At 49.1% G+C, this 16,882-nt stretch carries 13 protein-coding genes; 10 read left to right on the forward strand and 3 right to left on the reverse strand.

Annotated elements, in window-relative coordinates; translation table 11 throughout:
* Nucleotides 1–77: 77 nt before the first annotated feature.
* The 7 genes from dctP to yjjX all read left to right on the forward strand — a co-directional run bounded on the left by dctP (nt 78) and on the right by yjjX (nt 8,918).
* Nucleotides 78–2,189, forward strand: a complete 2,112-nt coding sequence (gene dctP, locus GMA8713_RS01855; RefSeq protein ID WP_062705192.1) for a TRAP transporter substrate-binding protein DctP — start codon at nt 78–80, stop codon at nt 2,187–2,189.
* On the forward strand, nt 2,189–4,612 hold the full coding sequence (locus GMA8713_RS01860; protein ID WP_062705194.1) for a sensor histidine kinase: 2,424 nt from the start codon (nt 2,189–2,191) through the stop codon (nt 4,610–4,612). Before dctP ends, GMA8713_RS01860 begins: the two co-directional genes overlap by 1 nt.
* Before the next feature lie 288 nt (nt 4,613–4,900).
* The gene (locus tag GMA8713_RS01865) at nt 4,901–5,284 is read left to right on the forward strand and encodes a response regulator (protein ID WP_062705195.1); all 384 of its coding nucleotides are present in this window, start codon (nt 4,901–4,903) and stop codon (nt 5,282–5,284) included.
* Entirely contained in the window at nt 5,281–6,942 is a 1,662-nt protein-coding gene (locus GMA8713_RS01870) for a diguanylate cyclase (protein WP_062705197.1), read from the forward strand. Before GMA8713_RS01865 ends, GMA8713_RS01870 begins: the two co-directional genes overlap by 4 nt.
* A gap of 148 nt (nt 6,943–7,090) precedes the next feature.
* On the forward strand, nt 7,091–7,414 hold the full coding sequence (locus GMA8713_RS28395) for a spondin domain-containing protein (protein WP_269747437.1): 324 nt from the start codon (nt 7,091–7,093) through the stop codon (nt 7,412–7,414).
* 113 nt (nt 7,415–7,527) lie between these two features.
* Nucleotides 7,528–8,373, forward strand: a complete 846-nt coding sequence (locus GMA8713_RS01880) for a sterol desaturase family protein (RefSeq protein ID WP_062705357.1) — start codon at nt 7,528–7,530, stop codon at nt 8,371–8,373.
* A gap of 17 nt (nt 8,374–8,390) precedes the next feature.
* Nucleotides 8,391–8,918: an inosine/xanthosine triphosphatase gene (gene yjjX, locus GMA8713_RS01885; RefSeq protein WP_062705205.1), complete on the forward strand. Its 528-nt coding sequence runs from the start codon at nt 8,391–8,393 to the stop codon at nt 8,916–8,918.
* A 391-nt stretch (nt 8,919–9,309) separates the two neighbouring features.
* On the opposite strand, the gene trpR is transcribed toward yjjX, so the two are convergent.
* Both trpR and sltY read right to left on the reverse strand, forming a co-directional pair.
* Nucleotides 9,310–9,603, reverse strand: a complete 294-nt coding sequence (gene trpR, locus GMA8713_RS01890) for a trp operon repressor (RefSeq protein WP_062705207.1) — start codon at nt 9,601–9,603, stop codon at nt 9,310–9,312.
* 76 nt (nt 9,604–9,679) lie between these two features.
* A complete protein-coding gene (sltY, locus tag GMA8713_RS01895; protein ID WP_062705209.1) occupies nt 9,680–11,653 on the reverse strand; it encodes a murein transglycosylase in 1,974 nt (657 codons plus the stop codon).
* A gap of 417 nt (nt 11,654–12,070) precedes the next feature.
* Between sltY and ettA the strand changes: the two genes are divergently transcribed.
* The 3 genes from ettA (at nt 12,071) to GMA8713_RS01910 (ending at nt 15,377) form a co-directional block, all read left to right on the forward strand.
* Entirely contained in the window at nt 12,071–13,738 is a 1,668-nt protein-coding gene (gene ettA / locus GMA8713_RS01900; RefSeq protein ID WP_062705212.1) for an energy-dependent translational throttle protein EttA, read from the forward strand.
* A 186-nt stretch (nt 13,739–13,924) separates the two neighbouring features.
* Nucleotides 13,925–14,299 carry a PilZ domain-containing protein gene (locus GMA8713_RS01905; protein ID WP_062705213.1) on the forward strand — a complete coding sequence of 125 codons (375 nt, stop codon included), beginning with the start codon at nt 13,925–13,927 and terminating at the stop codon, nt 14,297–14,299.
* 43 nt (nt 14,300–14,342) lie between these two features.
* Complete coding sequence (locus tag GMA8713_RS01910) at nt 14,343–15,377, forward strand: M23 family metallopeptidase (protein ID WP_062705215.1); 1,035 nt, start codon at nt 14,343–14,345, stop codon at nt 15,375–15,377.
* Between the two features lie 65 nt (nt 15,378–15,442).
* On the opposite strand, the gene radA is transcribed toward GMA8713_RS01910, so the two are convergent.
* Entirely contained in the window at nt 15,443–16,822 is a 1,380-nt protein-coding gene (radA, locus tag GMA8713_RS01915) for a DNA repair protein RadA (RefSeq protein ID WP_062705216.1), read from the reverse strand.
* Nucleotides 16,823–16,882 lie beyond the last annotated feature (60 nt).

The following is a 16,882-nucleotide window of genomic DNA, read 5'->3' on the forward strand; positions in this document are numbered from 1 at the left end:
TTATCTCACTGGAAAGACATATGTCTCATATCTAGTCTTTTATGAGACAAAAAAGTCTTATTCAAGCGGGAAAAACAATGAAATACATCTTCATTCTGACGGCGTTGTCGATGCTATTAAGCGGCTGCGACAGCCGTGAAATCTCTGGAAGCCAGCAAGACGAAGAAGCAAAAGCTCTGGCCCTTAAACTTGCGGTATCAAGCCACGAGGGCAGTGCAAGCTCAGAAGCAGCCCTGTACTTCGCCTCGCTGATAAACGAAAGATCCAAAGGTCAACTGACTGTATCTGCATCATTTAAGCCCAACAACGTCAGTGAGCGGGAGTTGATTGCTTCCGTCCAGAAAGGCGAGGTGGACTTTGCTGTTGTGACAAGCTCAAAGATGTCCTACCTTTATCCTTCTCTTGAACTGTTTGATTTGCCTTTTTTCTTTACAGATCATGAACAAGTCACACAAGTTTATGAAAGTCCGGCTGGCAAACTCTTGCTTAACTCTCTCCGAAAAAAAGAGCTTGTCGGACTGGCATTTTGGGATGGTGGCTTTAAGCATCTCGTCACCACTTTTCCCATGGAAACCATCTCACAATTAGACCAACGCCGCTTTCGCGTCACCGAAAGTGCCATTATTAAACAGCAATTCTCTGCTTGGAAAAGCCTGGCTATTCCCGTATCAGATGAAGTGGTAACGCAGGCTTTCTCAAATGGGGATTTGGATGGAGAAGAAATCACGCTAAGCCGGTTATCAGCGCGTCGAATTGCTGGGCAGAAACTCTATCTCACCCGTCATGGTCACCAAACCCAAATATTGATCATGTCGGAGAAAGCGAACGCAAAGCTCTCTGAAGCGCAGAAAACTCTCATCAATAGCGCCAGTAATATTGCCACCTCCTTCCAAAATGAAATTTCCCATCGAAAAGATCATGTTGCGCTTGCCAATTTAAGGGAAGAAGGAATCACCCGGCAACCGTCTGACAGCTTGCTTGCCGATTTAAAAGCCTCGTCTTCTAACATCATGGAACATAACAGGATGCGGATCGGCACGGCTATTATCGAACAAGTGCTTCAAGGAAAAGAGAATTGGAACCATCCGCATCCAGATAAACTTATTGTTGCGTTAGACGCCGATATGATCGGTGGTTCAGCCATTTCGGGATTGTCTATACGCAGGGGAATAGAACTCGCGCTGGAAGAAATTAATCAAGGTGGTGGCGTACTGGGCAAAGAAGTGAAATTGGTCGTCAGAAACAATTCTATGGTCCCCTCCCGGGGGTTAGATAACATTGCAATATTCTCGGAACTACCCAACCTAATTGCTGTGTTTGGTGGAATCAGTAGTCCCGTTGTGCTGGCAGAACTGGATTTGCTGCACCAACACAAAATACTGATGCTGGCTCCCTGGGCTGCCGCCACTCCCATTGTCAGTAATGGGCAAAATCCGAATTTTGTTTTCCGGGTTTCCGTGCGGGACGAATACGCCGCCCAGTTTATGCTGGATGGCGCATTGAGTGTTTCTAAAAAAGTAGGCTTTTTGCTGGTCAATAATGGCTGGGGAAGGAGCAATTTTGAGGGACTGACAAAAGAGATGAAGAGACGTACGCTTGCTCCTGTTCACGTCGAGTGGTTTGACTGGGGTGAGAAAAACATGGGAAATAAAGTTAAAAATCTCGTCCAGAAAGGCGTTGAATCCATCATTTTTGTCGGCAATGCCGTAGAAGGTGAAAAGTTTGTTTACCAACTTGCCAAATACCCCAATCCACCAGTCGTTTTCTCTCATTGGGGGATCACAGGCTCAGAGTTTGCCAGACGTTCTGAGAGCGCGCTTAGGGCCGTCGATCTCCGCGTATTGCAAACGTTCACTTTCGTTGAAAACAACACACCTGAAGCCAAAACTTTAGTCCAACGCTACCACCGCCGCTATGGAACCAAAAAAGAATCAGATATTTATGCCCCGTCCGGTACAGCACATGCTTATGATTTAATGCATATGCTCGCTATTGCTGCTGAAAAGGCAGGTTCGGCAGATATGTCCGCCATCCAAAAAGAACTCACTAAATTGGATAGATACAACGGACTGCTAAAGCAATACCGTTCTCCGTTTGATCGCGGTAAGCAAGATGCCCTGACATCAGAAGACTACCTGTTCGCTCACTATAAAGACGGAAGTCTTTATCCATTGGAGAGCGATCGCTGATGGCAACCAAAACCAGCATTGCCAACCGCTTTTCCAGACTTCTCCTGCTACTACTTGTCTCATTCTTACTTTTGATTGTGGGCGCTACCACCATCATGGAAATTTTCCGAATTGAGCGACAGCTCCAAAGTACGCTCCATAGTGATGCGTTTAATACTTTAGGTCTTCTTGACCTAGAGCTAAAAACGCAGCAACGGGCAGTATCACGAACAGCACAAAGCCAGCTTTCCATCAACAGTCTTATTAATATCGGAACTGAGCAATATTACTTCCATCATGCTTTGGAAGATCTGACGCTCTATACCGCTATTGAGGACGCCTTGCTGTTTGATTATGCAGGGAATGCACTCGGCGATAGACAAGGCGATATCGGATGGTTTTCCCCGCAACTCGTCACAGATACACTTTCCTCTGGCCGCGGGGACGTCAAGTTTATCAACGGTAGCTTCTATATCATTGAGCCGATTAATTACTACTACGCAGTCCAGGGGGGAATCATTGCCAAAATCAATCTGGACCGGCTGACAGAAGCAGCTCTGGCAAACCTTGACCACAGCTACGACCTCAACATTCATCAAAAGTGGGGGAATAGTGAAGGTGATCTCGATGCTATGGGTATTAAAGTTTCTATGTATCCCGCGCAAGACCTGCTGATTGGAAAATTCGACATTTCTATTACCTTGAACCAACCCTATATTTCTATGCTCAAGGAAATTTCACCCTGGCTTACCAACTTCAGTATCCTTGCGCTTATCGCCATGATTCCACTGGTCATTATCACCAAGCGAATCGGGCAAAAAATGGCCACACCAATCGTTGAACTTGCCAACGAAGTCAAGGCAGGGGAATACCCGGTAAAAGCGCATGCATCAGACGCAGAGTTGGCGACCCTGGCAGAGGTTTTTAACCACGCTACCCAAGAAATAAACCGCATCAATGAACAAAATATTCAGGAAGAGCGTCAGTCTGGGCAAAGCCAGATAATCGCGATTGTGGATACTGTCATTGATGCCATTATCACCATCGATTCACAGGGCTATATCGCCACGTTTAATCCCGCTGCCGAAGGATTGTTTGGATACAAAGCAAGTGAGGTTGTGAGTCAGAAAGTCAATATCCTCATGCCTCATAAATTCGCCCGTGACCACGACACTTACATCAATAATTATCTCTCGGGTAAGCAGGCTCGAATTATCGGTGTGGGTCGTGAAGTTGTCGCAAGACGTAAAGATGGCTCGACATTTCCTGCGGAGCTGTCAGTCAGCGAAATGCAAGTATCGGGAAAACGGATGTTTACCGGTATCATCCGCGATATCACTTCACGAAAGCAAGATGAGGCGATGAAAAGCGAGTTTGTGGCCACAGTGAGCCACGAGCTTCGCACCCCCCTGACTTCAATACTTGGTGCGCTCGGTTTGATCCTCGGAAAATTCGCGGATGAGTTACCCCCAAAAACGCATAAAATGCTGACCCTGGCACTCAGGAACTGTGAACGCCTGACTCTGCTGATCAACGATATTCTGGATATCGAAAAGCTCAAATCCGATCAGATGGTATATACCTTCCACAGGAACAATCTCTACAGCATCATCACCCGTTCAATTGAGGACAATCAGGATTACGCCCGCCAGCATCAAGTCAGAATGTCGTTCCGAACGGAAACAGAAAATGCCTTCATCATCGCTGACTCCCCTCGCATGCAGCAGGTGATGGCAAACCTGATTTCCAACGCAATCAAGTATTCAAAGCCAGGAGATAAAGTAGACATTTTGCTCTCTTTACAGGGGGGCGAGTATAAAGTGGAAGTGACTGATGTAGGAACTGGCATTCCGGAAGAGTTCCTTGATCACATCTTCGATCGGTTCTCCCAGGCTGATAGCTCTGACACCCGGCGCGTGGGCGGCACTGGTCTTGGGCTAGCTATCACTAAATCCATTATCGAGGCGCACAAAGGCAGCATCAATTTTTTCTCCACACAGGGGCAAGGGTCTACGTTCTTCTTCACTTTGCCTTGTGAAAACGCCCCTTCCCTCCCGAAAGCCCAGCAAGTTGCAGATACGCTTGCCGAATTTCAAATACTCTTTGTAGGACACAATGAAGATTTACTGACAGCACTCAGAAACCAGCTCTATCCTGCATGTGAGATCTCTGCTGCCGAATCAGTTTCACGTGCAAACCTCGCATTAGGCCAACAACCTTTCCAACTGGTCATGATGGCATTCCCTCAAAATGAACCCATCGACAAACTGCTGGACCAACTAAACCGTCGCAACATTCCAACCGTATTTCTTACTGATGGCATTCAGGACATCAAACTGCCTGAAGTTGTGGTCGCTACCCACGATATCCATGCATTGAATATTGGTAATCTTAAATCTGAACTATGTCTTATACTTAAGACATCAATTCCCAGGGTCTGTTGACCTTTGGCGATGATTTTTGCAGCAGTTTGTGGGGATTTCATGCAAGGCAGAGGCTTCGATGTGAAGCTAGCCTACATGAGAAGCTGATAACGCAGCAGAAAGTCCCCACAAACGCTGCCCGAAGGGTTCGACTGCGCGTCCCGTACTCTAAGCGTTTTATGCTTTGTTGAGGTGTATTTGCTTAGAATGAGAATGACTAGGCGGCACACACCTCGCCGCGCCTAAAACGCTTATAGATAGAACAAAATTCAACCACCAAAGGTCAACAGACCCTAGAGAGTCAGTCTGATGGATAAGCCAATTACCGTGCTTTACGTTGAAGATGATGAAGACATTCGTGATGTGGCAGAGCTCGCACTGGAAGGCGACGACTTCGTCATTCTGTCCTGCGAATGCGGTGAGATGGCTCTTGAGAAAGCCGCGCTATCGAACCCGGATCTATTGCTGCTGGACGTTATGATGCCAGATATGGACGGTCCCACGACGCTAAAGCACCTTCGGGAAATGCCACATTTAGAAAGCACACCCGCGATTTTTATGACTGCCAAAGTTCAGCCTGCGGAAGTGAAGTCCTATCACGACTGTGGCGCAATTGGCGTGATCAGCAAACCATTTGACCCTATGTTACTGGCCGACGAAATCATAAAGATAATGGGAAGGCACAGTGCATGAGACCTTCTCAAGTCAAAAAGTTTCAAGAACAGCAAGCCAAGTTCGCCAGCAGTGTTGCCAAACGCACTGAGCGTATTAAAACACTTTGGAATAAAATCCAGTCCCAAACATCCTCCGAATTTTGCGAATTGGAAGAGCTGGTCATGGAAGCGCACAAGCTTGCTGGCACCGCCACAACACTTGGGTTTGTGGATCTTGGTGAGTGCGGAAGAGAAATCGAAGTACTATTGAAACCTCATATTGAGAGCCAGACACTGCCTGCGGCAATCGATGATATCGACAGACTGATTGCGGGTATCGACGATATCGCCAAGATCGAACCTAAACGCCCTGACGATTTTACGTTTGGTGAGGTCACGCTACTTCACGAGAAGGACCGTACAAAGCAACTGGTTTATGTGGTGGCAGAGAACCCCGACGATGTCTCGGAGATGGTCAAACAACTCCAGTATATCGATTACGAAGTTATCCTTCTCGAGACCGCAACCCAGCTGAAAGATGCACTCTACAACAAGGCCCCTTCCGTACTGATTGTCGACTTGAACGACTTTCAGCTCCTGGATGACATTACCCGAGTCTGGCGTAAAAACAGTGGTATTCCTCTTGTGGTACTCAGCAAAACCGAATGCTGGGAAAGTCGGCTACATGCCGCCAAGGCGGGCGCCTACACCTTCTTCCACAAACCTGTTGAGTACGATGATATTCTCGGGCTGCTCGATTCGCTGTGGGAGACAAATAACGCCCAGTATCGCGTGCTTATTGTGGAAGATGACCGCACTCTCGCCGAGCATTACTCGATTGTGTTGCAAGGTGCTGGAATGAAAACCAGCATTGTGGATAATCCCCATCAACTACTTGATGAACTTGGCGAATTCCATCCTGATCTTGTTTTAATGGATCTTTACATGCCGGAATGCTCCGGCGTGGAAGCCGCCAGTGTTATCCGCCAACATGCTTCGAATACCAATGTGCCTATCGTGTACCTTTCCGGTGAAACCGATCTCAAGCTTCAAATGAAGGCACTCCAGGTCGGTGCGGACGATTTCCTGACCAAACCCATCAATGATCTACACCTGACACAAGCCGTGTCGATTCGTGCTCGTCGTTTCCGCGCCTTGAGTGCCATGATGGACAGAGATAGCCTGACCGGTCTTTTGAATCACTCCAACCTGAAAATGGCGTTGGAACGTGAGCTATCCCGCGCACGACGTCACAAGTCTCCAGTCAGCTTTGTGATGATCGATATCGATTACTTCAAATCGATTAACGACAAATATGGCCATCCGGTCGGCGACAAGGTGATCAAAGGTGTGGCCCGTTTGTTGAATTACCGCTTCCGTAAAACCGATACCAGCGCCCGTTATGGTGGAGAAGAATTTGCTTTGATCTTGCCTGACACCCCCGCAGACATTGCTCTCAGGCTGATTGATGAAATTCGCATTACCTTTGCGAAAACGCCTTTTTCTAATGGCCCAGAAACGTTCACCGCAACCTTGAGTGCGGGGATCGCCACCTTTCCGGAATTCGATTCTACAGAAAGCATCATCGAAGCGGCAGACTCGTCACTCTATCTGGCGAAAGAGAGAGGACGCAACCGTGTCATCACCCATGTTGAGCTGGGTGAGCGCCATGATTCTCAGGAGAAAAACACCGCCTGATATCTTGATAGGTTTTCATTAGGATCTGTTGATCTTTGCGAGAATTTTGAGAGAAATTCGCGGCAGCTTTGCCATTTTTTCGCGCCATGCTTGGAGGAATTCAACGCACAGGGAGCGAAAAATGAAAACCTTACTTCTCAGCATGGCAATGGTCGCAGCATTCACCGCACAAGCCGCCAACGTCGATGTCAAAATCACCAATGCCACCGATGGTATTTATTTCACCCCACTGATTGTTGCTGCTCACAGCCCGGATGCGTATCTGTTCCGCACTGGCGAAGCAGCATCTGCTGATCTTGAAGCTATGGCAGAGGGTGGTGAAGGCTTCAATGCTGCACGTGATGATATAGACCGCCTACGTATTCATCCTGGCGTGCTATCCGCCGATGAAGGACTGGAAGATTCGGCACTGAAATACCGACACCGTTTTCTGAACCCCGGCGCAAAAGTCACCATCAAACGCGTTTGGTAATTCATTACCGCAAAGCACAAACGGGCACTGTTGAAAGTGCCCGTTTTGATCTCCGGTCACGTATTTATATCTATGTTAAGCTGATTGAAAAGACGATTAATGTTGGAGAACCCGTGCTGAGCTTTGTTGAATCGCAGGAAAGCATTTTTCGCCTGCTGACTTTTTTCTCCTTTTTTGGGGTGATGGCTGCTGCAGAGTGGCTGTTTCCCAAACGGACTCTTACGGTGAGTAAAGCCAAACGCTGGCTGAATAATATTGCCCTGATGATGCTCAACACGGCTGTGCTCCGCGCTATTTTTCCCCTCGCCGCTGCGGGTTTCGCCGCATGGTGTTCCCGCCAGGGGATCGGTTTATTCAATATCCTCGACGCGCCGCTTTGGCTTTCAGTGATCCTCAGTATTGTCATTCTCGATGGCATCATCTGGTTCCAACATAAACTCTTCCATACTGTCCCTCTGCTTTGGCGTTTGCACGCGGTTCATCATGCAGACCGGGACCTGGATGTCACTTCAGGTGCACGCTTTCACCCGATTGAAATTCTGCTCTCCATGCTGATTAAGTTTGTAGCGATTGCGCTGTTAGGTGTCCCTGTCGTGGCAGTGATTTTGTTTGAAGTCATACTCAGCGGTATGGCTTTGTTTAATCACAGTAATGTGGCTATTCCATTGTCAATTGACCGCTGGGTGCGCAAAGTACTGGTGACGCCGGACATGCACCGCGTGCATCACTCCATTCACCGCTACGAAAGTGATTCGAACTTCGGCTTTAACCTTGCTATCTGGGACAGGCTGTTCAACACTTACCGCGCGCAACCCGAGGAAGGCCATTACGGTATGACAATTGGCATTAAAAGCCAACGGGAAGAAAAACATGTGGTTTGGCTAACAGGTCTGCTTGCCCTGCCATTTCGTTTGTTCAAACGCGCCCCTGAGAAAAAACAACAAGATAACTCCCTCTGAATCAGGATTGGATTCCCATGACTAAAGTGATCGTCACTTCGCTTAACCCTGCCAAAATTGCTGCTGTGGAAGCTGCCTTCAAAGAAGCATTTCCTAACAATGATATGACCTTTGAAGGTGTGTCTGTTGCCAGCGGTGTACCGGCTCAACCCATGACCAGCGAAGAAACGTTGGCAGGTGCCCGCAACCGTGTCCACAACGCCAAGAAAGTGATTGATGGTAGTTTCTATGTGGGCGTCGAAGCAGGGCTGGATGCCCCTTACACCTTTGCCTGGATGGTGGTGGAGTCTGCCGACCGTGTCGGTGAATCCCGTTCAGCCTCAGTACCATTGCCACCCGCGGCGCTGAAAATGCTGGAGGAAGGAAAAGAACTCGGCGATGTCATGAATGAGATGTTCAACGAGCAAAACGTCAAGCAGAAAGGCGGCGCGATTGGCATGCTGACCGGACACCTGCTAACAAGGAGCTCGGTCTACCATCAGGCGCTGATCCTCGCCCTAATTCCGTTTATAAATCCTAGGCTGTTTCCAACGAAAGAGTATTAAAGAGATCCTAGGGGCTGTTGACCTTTGGTGGTTAAATTTTGTTCTCGCTATAAGCGTTTTAGGCGCGGCGAGGTGTGTGCCGCCTAGTCATTCTAAGCAAATACACCTCAACAAAGCATAAAACGCTTAGAGTACGGGACGCGCAGTCGAACCCTTCGGGCAGCGTTTGTGGGGAATTTCTGCTGCGTTATCGACTTCTCATGTAGGCTAGCTACACATCGAAGCCTCTGCCTTGCATAAAATCCCCACAAACTGCTGCAAAAATCATCACCAAAGGTCAACAGCCCCTAGGTCCTAAAGATTGTAAAAAAGAAAAAAGCGGCACTGCTAATCAGTTGCCTCTTTCTCTTGTCCCTAGAACCTGCTTTTACTGAGCCTCAAGGCCCTCTGTTTATTTTTCCAAAAGCTTCAACAACCACGCCTTCTGCGCGTCATCCAGTTGCTTTAACTCGTTGGATCCACGAGTGATAGTGGCTATTCCTACGCCCAGCATCTGACTTAGTTGTCTTTGGCTCATCTCGCCTTTTAGCAACTCATTGACAATATTGACTCTGGCAATCAAAGCTGTTCGCTCATCAGGGGTCAGCAACATTTGCAGCAGTTCCGCTTCATGCCCGTCATCACTTGCTCTGTGGATCAAATCCAGCACATCTTGCCAGCCAGAATATTCCGGCGTCGCTTTCATGGTCACCTCATGGGAATAGGTTTGCTAAACCCAAGCATTATACCCCATCTATGTCAGAGTCTTAGTGAATCATGACTTAATAACGACGCTTGGACTCACTTTCTGTCAGGAACTGCAGTTTCTGACCCAGTAACTTGCTGTAGTAGATGTCATACATCAGCACGTTTTGTACGTAACCACGGGTCTCTCGGAATGGAATGGCCTCGATAAACGCAATCGCATCCAGATTACCGTCTGACTTCTCCAGCCAGCGGTTCGCTCGATGGGGGCCAGCATTGTATCCGGCAAAGGCAAGAATGCGGTTTTCATCGAACTGATCCAACAGCATCCGAAGGTAGCCACTACCCAATCGGATATTGATACCCGGGTCGTTCAGCGTGCTCTTCCCGAGATAGCGGAACCCCAGTTTTTTTGAGGTTTCCTTTGCTGTTGCTGGCATTAATTGCATCAGCCCACGTGCGCCAACAGGCGATACTGCGCGGGCGTAGAAAGCACTCTCCTGACGCGATAAAGCCAGAAGGGTCGTCAACGGAAGATCACGCTCTTTGCTGAAGAACTCAAACCACCAGCGATGCGCCACAGGAAAGCGGTACTCCAAATGTCCCCATAGCTTTCCAGCTATCGTTGCCTGCACACAAAGGTGATACCACTTCTGGTCGGACGCATACGCAGCCAGGTTCGCTTTCTGATCTTGATCGGCATTGCGGAGAATGTACTGCCACTCTCTTTTCGCAGCGGTAATCTTATCCAGTGCCAACAGTTCATCCACACGCTTCAAAGCGCTGTTAAATGGTGCCAGTGCGCCTGGGTTAAGCGGGGTGGTTTGGTAAGGGATATCAATCGGCTTACCTAACTCGTCCGCTGCTGCAACACTGTAGAAGTTACGCTCGCCGATTATGGACTCAAAAATCGCGTTAGCTTCTGCCGTTTTACCGGATTCTTTCAGCACGCGGGCACGCCAGTATTTCCACTTGAGCGAGTCGCGCTCTTTTTCTGACATGGCATTAATCCAGCGACCAACGCCTGTCCAGTCGGCTTCCACTAAGCTCATGCGCACACGACGCTCCAGCAGCGACTGATTCACTGATTGCTTGAGATGCTTGTCACGCCAAGCGACAAGGGTTGCATCTTCTGTCGACATCAAACGACCAGCGAGGTAATCGGCCATCTCCTGACGTTCATGCTTGTCGTAGTGCTGGCCTTCTACAGTGCGGTTGAACTGCTTCACCGCCTCCTCCGGATTGCTGCGCGCAAGGCGTTCAAAGGCAATGCGGGTGAGATGGCGATTAAAGGTGGTGACTTTGCTTTTCTTGGAGAAATCCGCCACGCCCTGAGGCTTGTTATACAGCGCCAGAATCTCTTTGGCCTGACGTTTGGCATAAGATGACGTCAGTTGCTTCTCAAGATAAGTCATCAAGGACTTATTACGGTTGTCAAACGCCAGCAACATGCGCTCAAGCACCAGGCTATCCGTCAACTTACCTTTGTCTTTAAGGTGATCAAACAGCTCGTCGCACGCCCTGTCGACTGAGGAACCTGACATATACAAGGATTTGGCACCGGACAACGCCAGTGCTTTGTCGCCTGCCTTGCTGTGTGCATAGTAGTAATGGCATTGGTAACTCTCACCGCGTGGTACCGTCTGCTGGAATGCCACCAACTGAGACCACTTTCCTTTTGAAGCCAATGCGCTTAGATGACGAGCACGCACTGTCCCGGTAAACGGCACATCTTCGTACGTCTTAAGGAAGGTATTCACTTCTTTGGTGCTGGCACTGTCGATATCGCGCATAAAGTCGCGGTAGTCCAAGTACGGGTATAGTGGGTAATTTTTCACGTCAGATTTCAGACGCGAGAAGGTCTTTATGTCGTTGCGATCAATGGCAGCAATAGCCTTTTCGTAACGGGTACGCTGTTCATCAATCGTGAGGGCTTGGGCCGGCGCAATGCCACCTAAAAGCAACACCAAACTGAGGGGCGCGGCAAAGTAAAATTCATCCACTGACGTTATATATTCTTTTGTAATTATTGAGCTTTTGGTTAATAGCATTTCAGATGCTTCTCCCCGGCGCGCTTAGCTTTAAGCTTATACCCAATCCATCAAGTTAGATGGAAAATCAGATCCGATGCACCGTCTTCTGTATATCAAATTTCCTGACCTCCCGCTGCAAAGAAACTGTTACTGAAAACGACAAACGGGAGCTCGGGCAGGTGAGACGGAAGCATGCCTATCTTTCTTTTGTTTTTCCCAACAACAAATGGTTCCCAAAACTATACTCTGACCAGCTCAATGTCTGACCTTAAAGCGGTTTGAGGCTTAGGGTCAGTTGATCTATGGTGATAACTTTTTGCAGCAAAATTTAACCAACAAAGGTCAACAGCCCCTTGGGTTGTTACAATGCTTGAACGAAGCAGGTAGAATATCCGGCTAATCATTTCTATTTAGTGACAAGAGAACGCGAGCAGAATGGCTGAGTACGTTTATACCATGTCGCGCGTTGGCAAAATCGTGCCACCGAAGCGTCAGATCCTGAAAGACATCTCTCTGTGCTTTTTCCCAGGTGCCAAAATCGGCGTATTGGGTCTAAACGGCGCAGGTAAATCCACCCTTCTACGCATCATGGCGGGTATCGATACCGATATCGAAGGTGAAGCGCGTGCACAACCTGGCATCAAAGTGGGTTACCTACCTCAGGAACCAAAACTGGATGAAGACAAAACAGTTCGTGAAACTGTGGAAGAAGCAGTTTCTGACGTGGTTGACGCCCTGTCCCGTCTTGATGCTGTTTACGCCGCTTATGCAGAACCAGATGCAGATTTCGACGCCCTGGCAAAAGAGCAAGGCGAGCTGGAAGCATTGATCCAGGCAAAAGACGGCCACAATCTTGATAACACCCTTGAGCGCGCTGCGGATGCACTGCGTCTACCAGAGTGGGATGCGAAAATTAAGCACCTGTCTGGTGGTGAGCGCCGCCGTGTCGCTATCTGCCGTCTGCTGCTTGAACGTCCAGACATGCTGCTGCTCGACGAACCAACGAACCACCTGGACGCAGAATCTGTGGGCTGGCTGGAACGCTTCCTGGTTGATTACAACGGCACTGTTGTGGCTATCACGCACGACCGTTACTTCCTTGATAACGCAGCGGGCTGGATTCTGGAACTTGACCGTGGTGAAGGTATTCCATGGGAAGGTAACTACACCTCCTGGCTGGAGCAAAAAGACGCGCGTCTGCAACAAGAAGCGTCATCTGAAAAAGCCCGCCAGAAGACCATCGAGAAAGAACTTGAGTGGGTTCGCCAGAATCCTAAAGGTCGTCAGGCAAAATCTAAAGCACGTATGGCACGCTTTGAAGAGCTGAACACCACTGACTACCAGCGTCGTAACGAAACCAACGAACTTTTCATCCCACCGGGTCCACGCCTGGGTGACAAGGTTATCGAAGTGAATAACCTGACCAAGTCATTCGGTGACCGCGTTCTGATCGACGATCTCTCGTTCAGCGTGCCTAAAGGTGCGATTGTGGGCATCATCGGTGCCAACGGTGCGGGTAAATCTACCCTGTTCAAGATGCTGAGCGGCACCGAGCAGCCAGACAGCGGTTCTGTAGAAATGGGTGAAACCGTACAACTGGCGTCGGTTGATCAGTTCCGTGACAGTATGGATGACAACAACACGGTTTATCAGGAAATCTCTGAAGGTGCAGAAATCATCCGCATCAATAACTTCGAGATCCCTGCACGTGCTTACTGTTCGCGCTTCAACTTCAAAGGCAGCGACCAGCAAAAACGTATCGGTGACTTGTCAGGTGGTGAGCGTAACCGTGTTCACCTGGCAAAACTGCTAAAAGCGGGCGGCAACGTACTGCTTCTCGACGAACCAACCAACGACCTGGACGTAGAAACTCTGCGTGCACTGGAAGAAGCACTGCTTGAGTTCCCAGGCTGTGCCATGGTTATCTCGCACGACCGTTGGTTCCTCGACCGTATCGCAACTCACATTCTGGACTACCGTGATGAAGGTCAGGTGAACTTCTTCGAAGGTAACTACGCGGAGTACAGTGAGTGGCTGAAGCAAACGCTAGGGGCAGCGGCAGCACAACCACACCGCATCAAATACAAGCGCGTGACCAAGTAATCGCAGCTTGATTGAGAAAAGGACCACGCCACGTGGTCTTTTTTTATCGATATATCTGCGGCTTACCTTCAATTATTGACTAATTCATTACTAAGACGGGTAGAGCATCACGGAGACGAAGCGTCGAAGTAGAGATATAGCGTCGACTCTCCTACACTTGGTGTAAAAGGAATTGAGGAATTTTAGATGGCTGAACGTCGTAAATTTTCCCGCGTGGTCTATCGTACGCCTGCGACTCTCCAGCAAAAAGATAGGAGCTGGGAACCAAAATTGCTGGACCTTTCGTTGAAAGGCGCATTGCTTACTACTCCCGCCGGCTGGGGGGAAACCGGTAAGGCTGACGATTATGTTCTGAGTTTTTGTCTAAACGAATCAGACATCACATTAGATATGGAACTCAAGCTGATTCAGGAAAATGATGAATGCCTGCACTTTGAAATCGTCCACATCGATATCGACAGTGCGAGCCACCTGAAGCGTTTGGTCGAACTCAATGTGGGTAATGATGATCTGCTTCATCGTGAATTAGCACAACTGACAGATTTAAAAGATACCGTATAATCGCGGTGCTCAATTAAGCGCAAATACATGAAGTAGTAGTAACATGCCCCACAACATTCGAATCGCCGTCTCCCATGCAAATGGCTCTCGCCATTTTGTACTTTCCCCTTGGCTCAAGAAAGTTCTGCTTTCACTGCTTGCTACCCTGATTGTCGGCATATTTGCCAGCATCGCGACTATCTATTATCTGAACCATCGCTCCACGACAGCAGAGGTGACGTTGAAGAACATGACGGAGAAAAGCTCTGCGCTCGTCGGCCAGTTGGAAGATCTCAAACAAAAACGTCAGCAACTTGAGCAGTTGATTAACAACAAAGAAGAGGAATACGCGCAGATCATTGAACACAAAGACAGTCAACTAAGCTACCTGACACAGCGCGTGTCGACGGTGGAAGAAGTGTTGGGTCTGGAAAACGAGGGCGATGAAACTTTGCCTTTGGCGGCTCGCTTGGACGTCGCAGCCATTAACTCTGCCGTGCGAGCCACCATGTTACAACTGATCCCGAGTGGTAAACCGATAGAAAGCTATCGCCGCTCTTCTGGCTATGGCTCGCGTAAACATCCTGTCACGGGTAACAAGAAGTTTCACCTTGGCTTGGACTTAACAGCTGATATCGGAACGCCCGTTTATGCGCCTGCTGATGGGGTAGTGGAATACAAACGCCCAAGCCGTAAAAAAGGCTATGGCAATATGCTGAAGATTGACCATGCCTTTGGCTTTATGACACTTTACGCGCACCTCGATAAATTCAACGTTGAAACCCGCCAGTTTGTAAAAAAAGGCGATTTAATTGGTTGGTCAGGAAACACAGGGCTTTCAACTGGCCCACACCTGCACTACGAAGTGCGCTTCCTAGGCAGGGCGTTGAACCCCAAACGCTTTATCGCCTGGACGCCGGATAATTTCGAGTCTCTGTTCGAAGAAGAGGACAAAGTGAATTGGGCAAGCTTGGTAAAGATCATTGAAAATATGGTTTCAACTCAGGTTCAACTGGCATCCGATGCCGTTGCTCAATCAGGTACTGTCACAGCGAAAAGCCTGGATGATTCTGCGGTCACCATAGCCGCTGCAGAGTAGATAAGGACAAGATACAAAAAGCGCCAATTCGTATTGGCGCTTTTTGGCTGAAGTGTCTGGACACGTTAATCCATTTCATCCAGTACGGTCAGCACTTCAGAAAGCTTGTTCACCCCATAGATTTTCATGCCTGGAATGTCTTTTTTCGGCGCATTCGCTATTGGCACGACAGCGCGCTTAAAGCCGTGCTTGGACGCTTCTGACAAGCGCTCTTGCCCGCTGGGCACAGGGCGAATTTCTCCGGCAAGACCGACCTCGCCGAATACCACTAAATCACGCTGTAATGGACGGTCACGAAAGCTTGAAATCAACGCTAGCAGCAAGGCCAGGTCCGCACTGGTTTCGGTGACTTTCACCCCTCCGACGACGTTAACGAACACATCCTGATCTGACATTTGCAGGCCACCGTGTTTGTGCAGAACTGCAAGCAACAACGCCAATCGGTTTTGCTCAAGGCCGACGGCGACCCGACGTGGGTTGGCAAGCTGACTGTAATCCACCAGCGCTTGAAGCTCGACAAGCAAAGGGCGAGTACCTTCCCAAAGCACCATCACAGAACTCCCTGACGTCGCTTCCTCGCCACGTGACAGGAAGATAGCTGAAGGGTTGCTCACTTCACGAAGCCCCTGCCCTGTCATCGCAAAAACGCCCAATTCATTGACCGCGCCAAAACGGTTTTTGTGGCTGCGTAGGGTACGGAAACGGCTATCACTGGAACCATCAAGCAATACCGAACAATCAATACAGTGCTCCAGCACTTTGGGACCGGCTAGTGTGCCGTCTTTGGTCACGTGACCGACCATGAAGATAGCTACATTGTGCTGCTTGGCATAGCGGGTCAGGGCTGCTGCAGATTCACGCACCTGAGCCACACTGCCCGGCGCAGAAGCGATATCAGCACAATGTATCACCTGAATCGAGTCGATAACCATGATTTTTGGCTGTTCCGTGCGGGCAATCGAACAGATGGTTTCAACGTTGGTTTCCGACAACATCTTGAGGTTGTCTTTCGGTAGCCCCAGTCGCTCAGCGCGCATGGCTACCTGTTGTAGCGATTCTTCACCGGTCACATACAAGGTCGGCATTTGGCTTGCTAACCAGCACATGGTTTGCAAGAGAAGCGTACTTTTACCCGCCCCAGGGTTACCACCAATCAAAATCGCAGCGCCCGGTACAATGCCTCCGCCCAGCACGCGGTCCAGCTCTTTAAATCCACTGGTAAAACGAGGTACTTCCTGGAGGTCGATAGCAGAAAGCGTCTGAACTTTGGCTTCTGTCGCACCGGCATAACCAGCATATTTTTCTGTGCGAGCCACCGTCGGTGAAGCGGCAAAACGTACTTCAGTGATCGTGTTCCAAGACCCACAGGCTGTGCATTGTCCCTGCCAGCGCGGGTAGTCCGCACCGCAGTCATTACACACGTAAGCACGTTTTGTTTTCGCCATGATTGCTCCTGTTACCAATTTTTACATGTATCGCTTGCAAGTATGCACATAAGTTCACGC

The organism is Grimontia marina (assembly GCF_900060185.1).
Lineage (GTDB): Bacteria > Pseudomonadota > Gammaproteobacteria > Enterobacterales > Vibrionaceae > Enterovibrio > Enterovibrio marinus.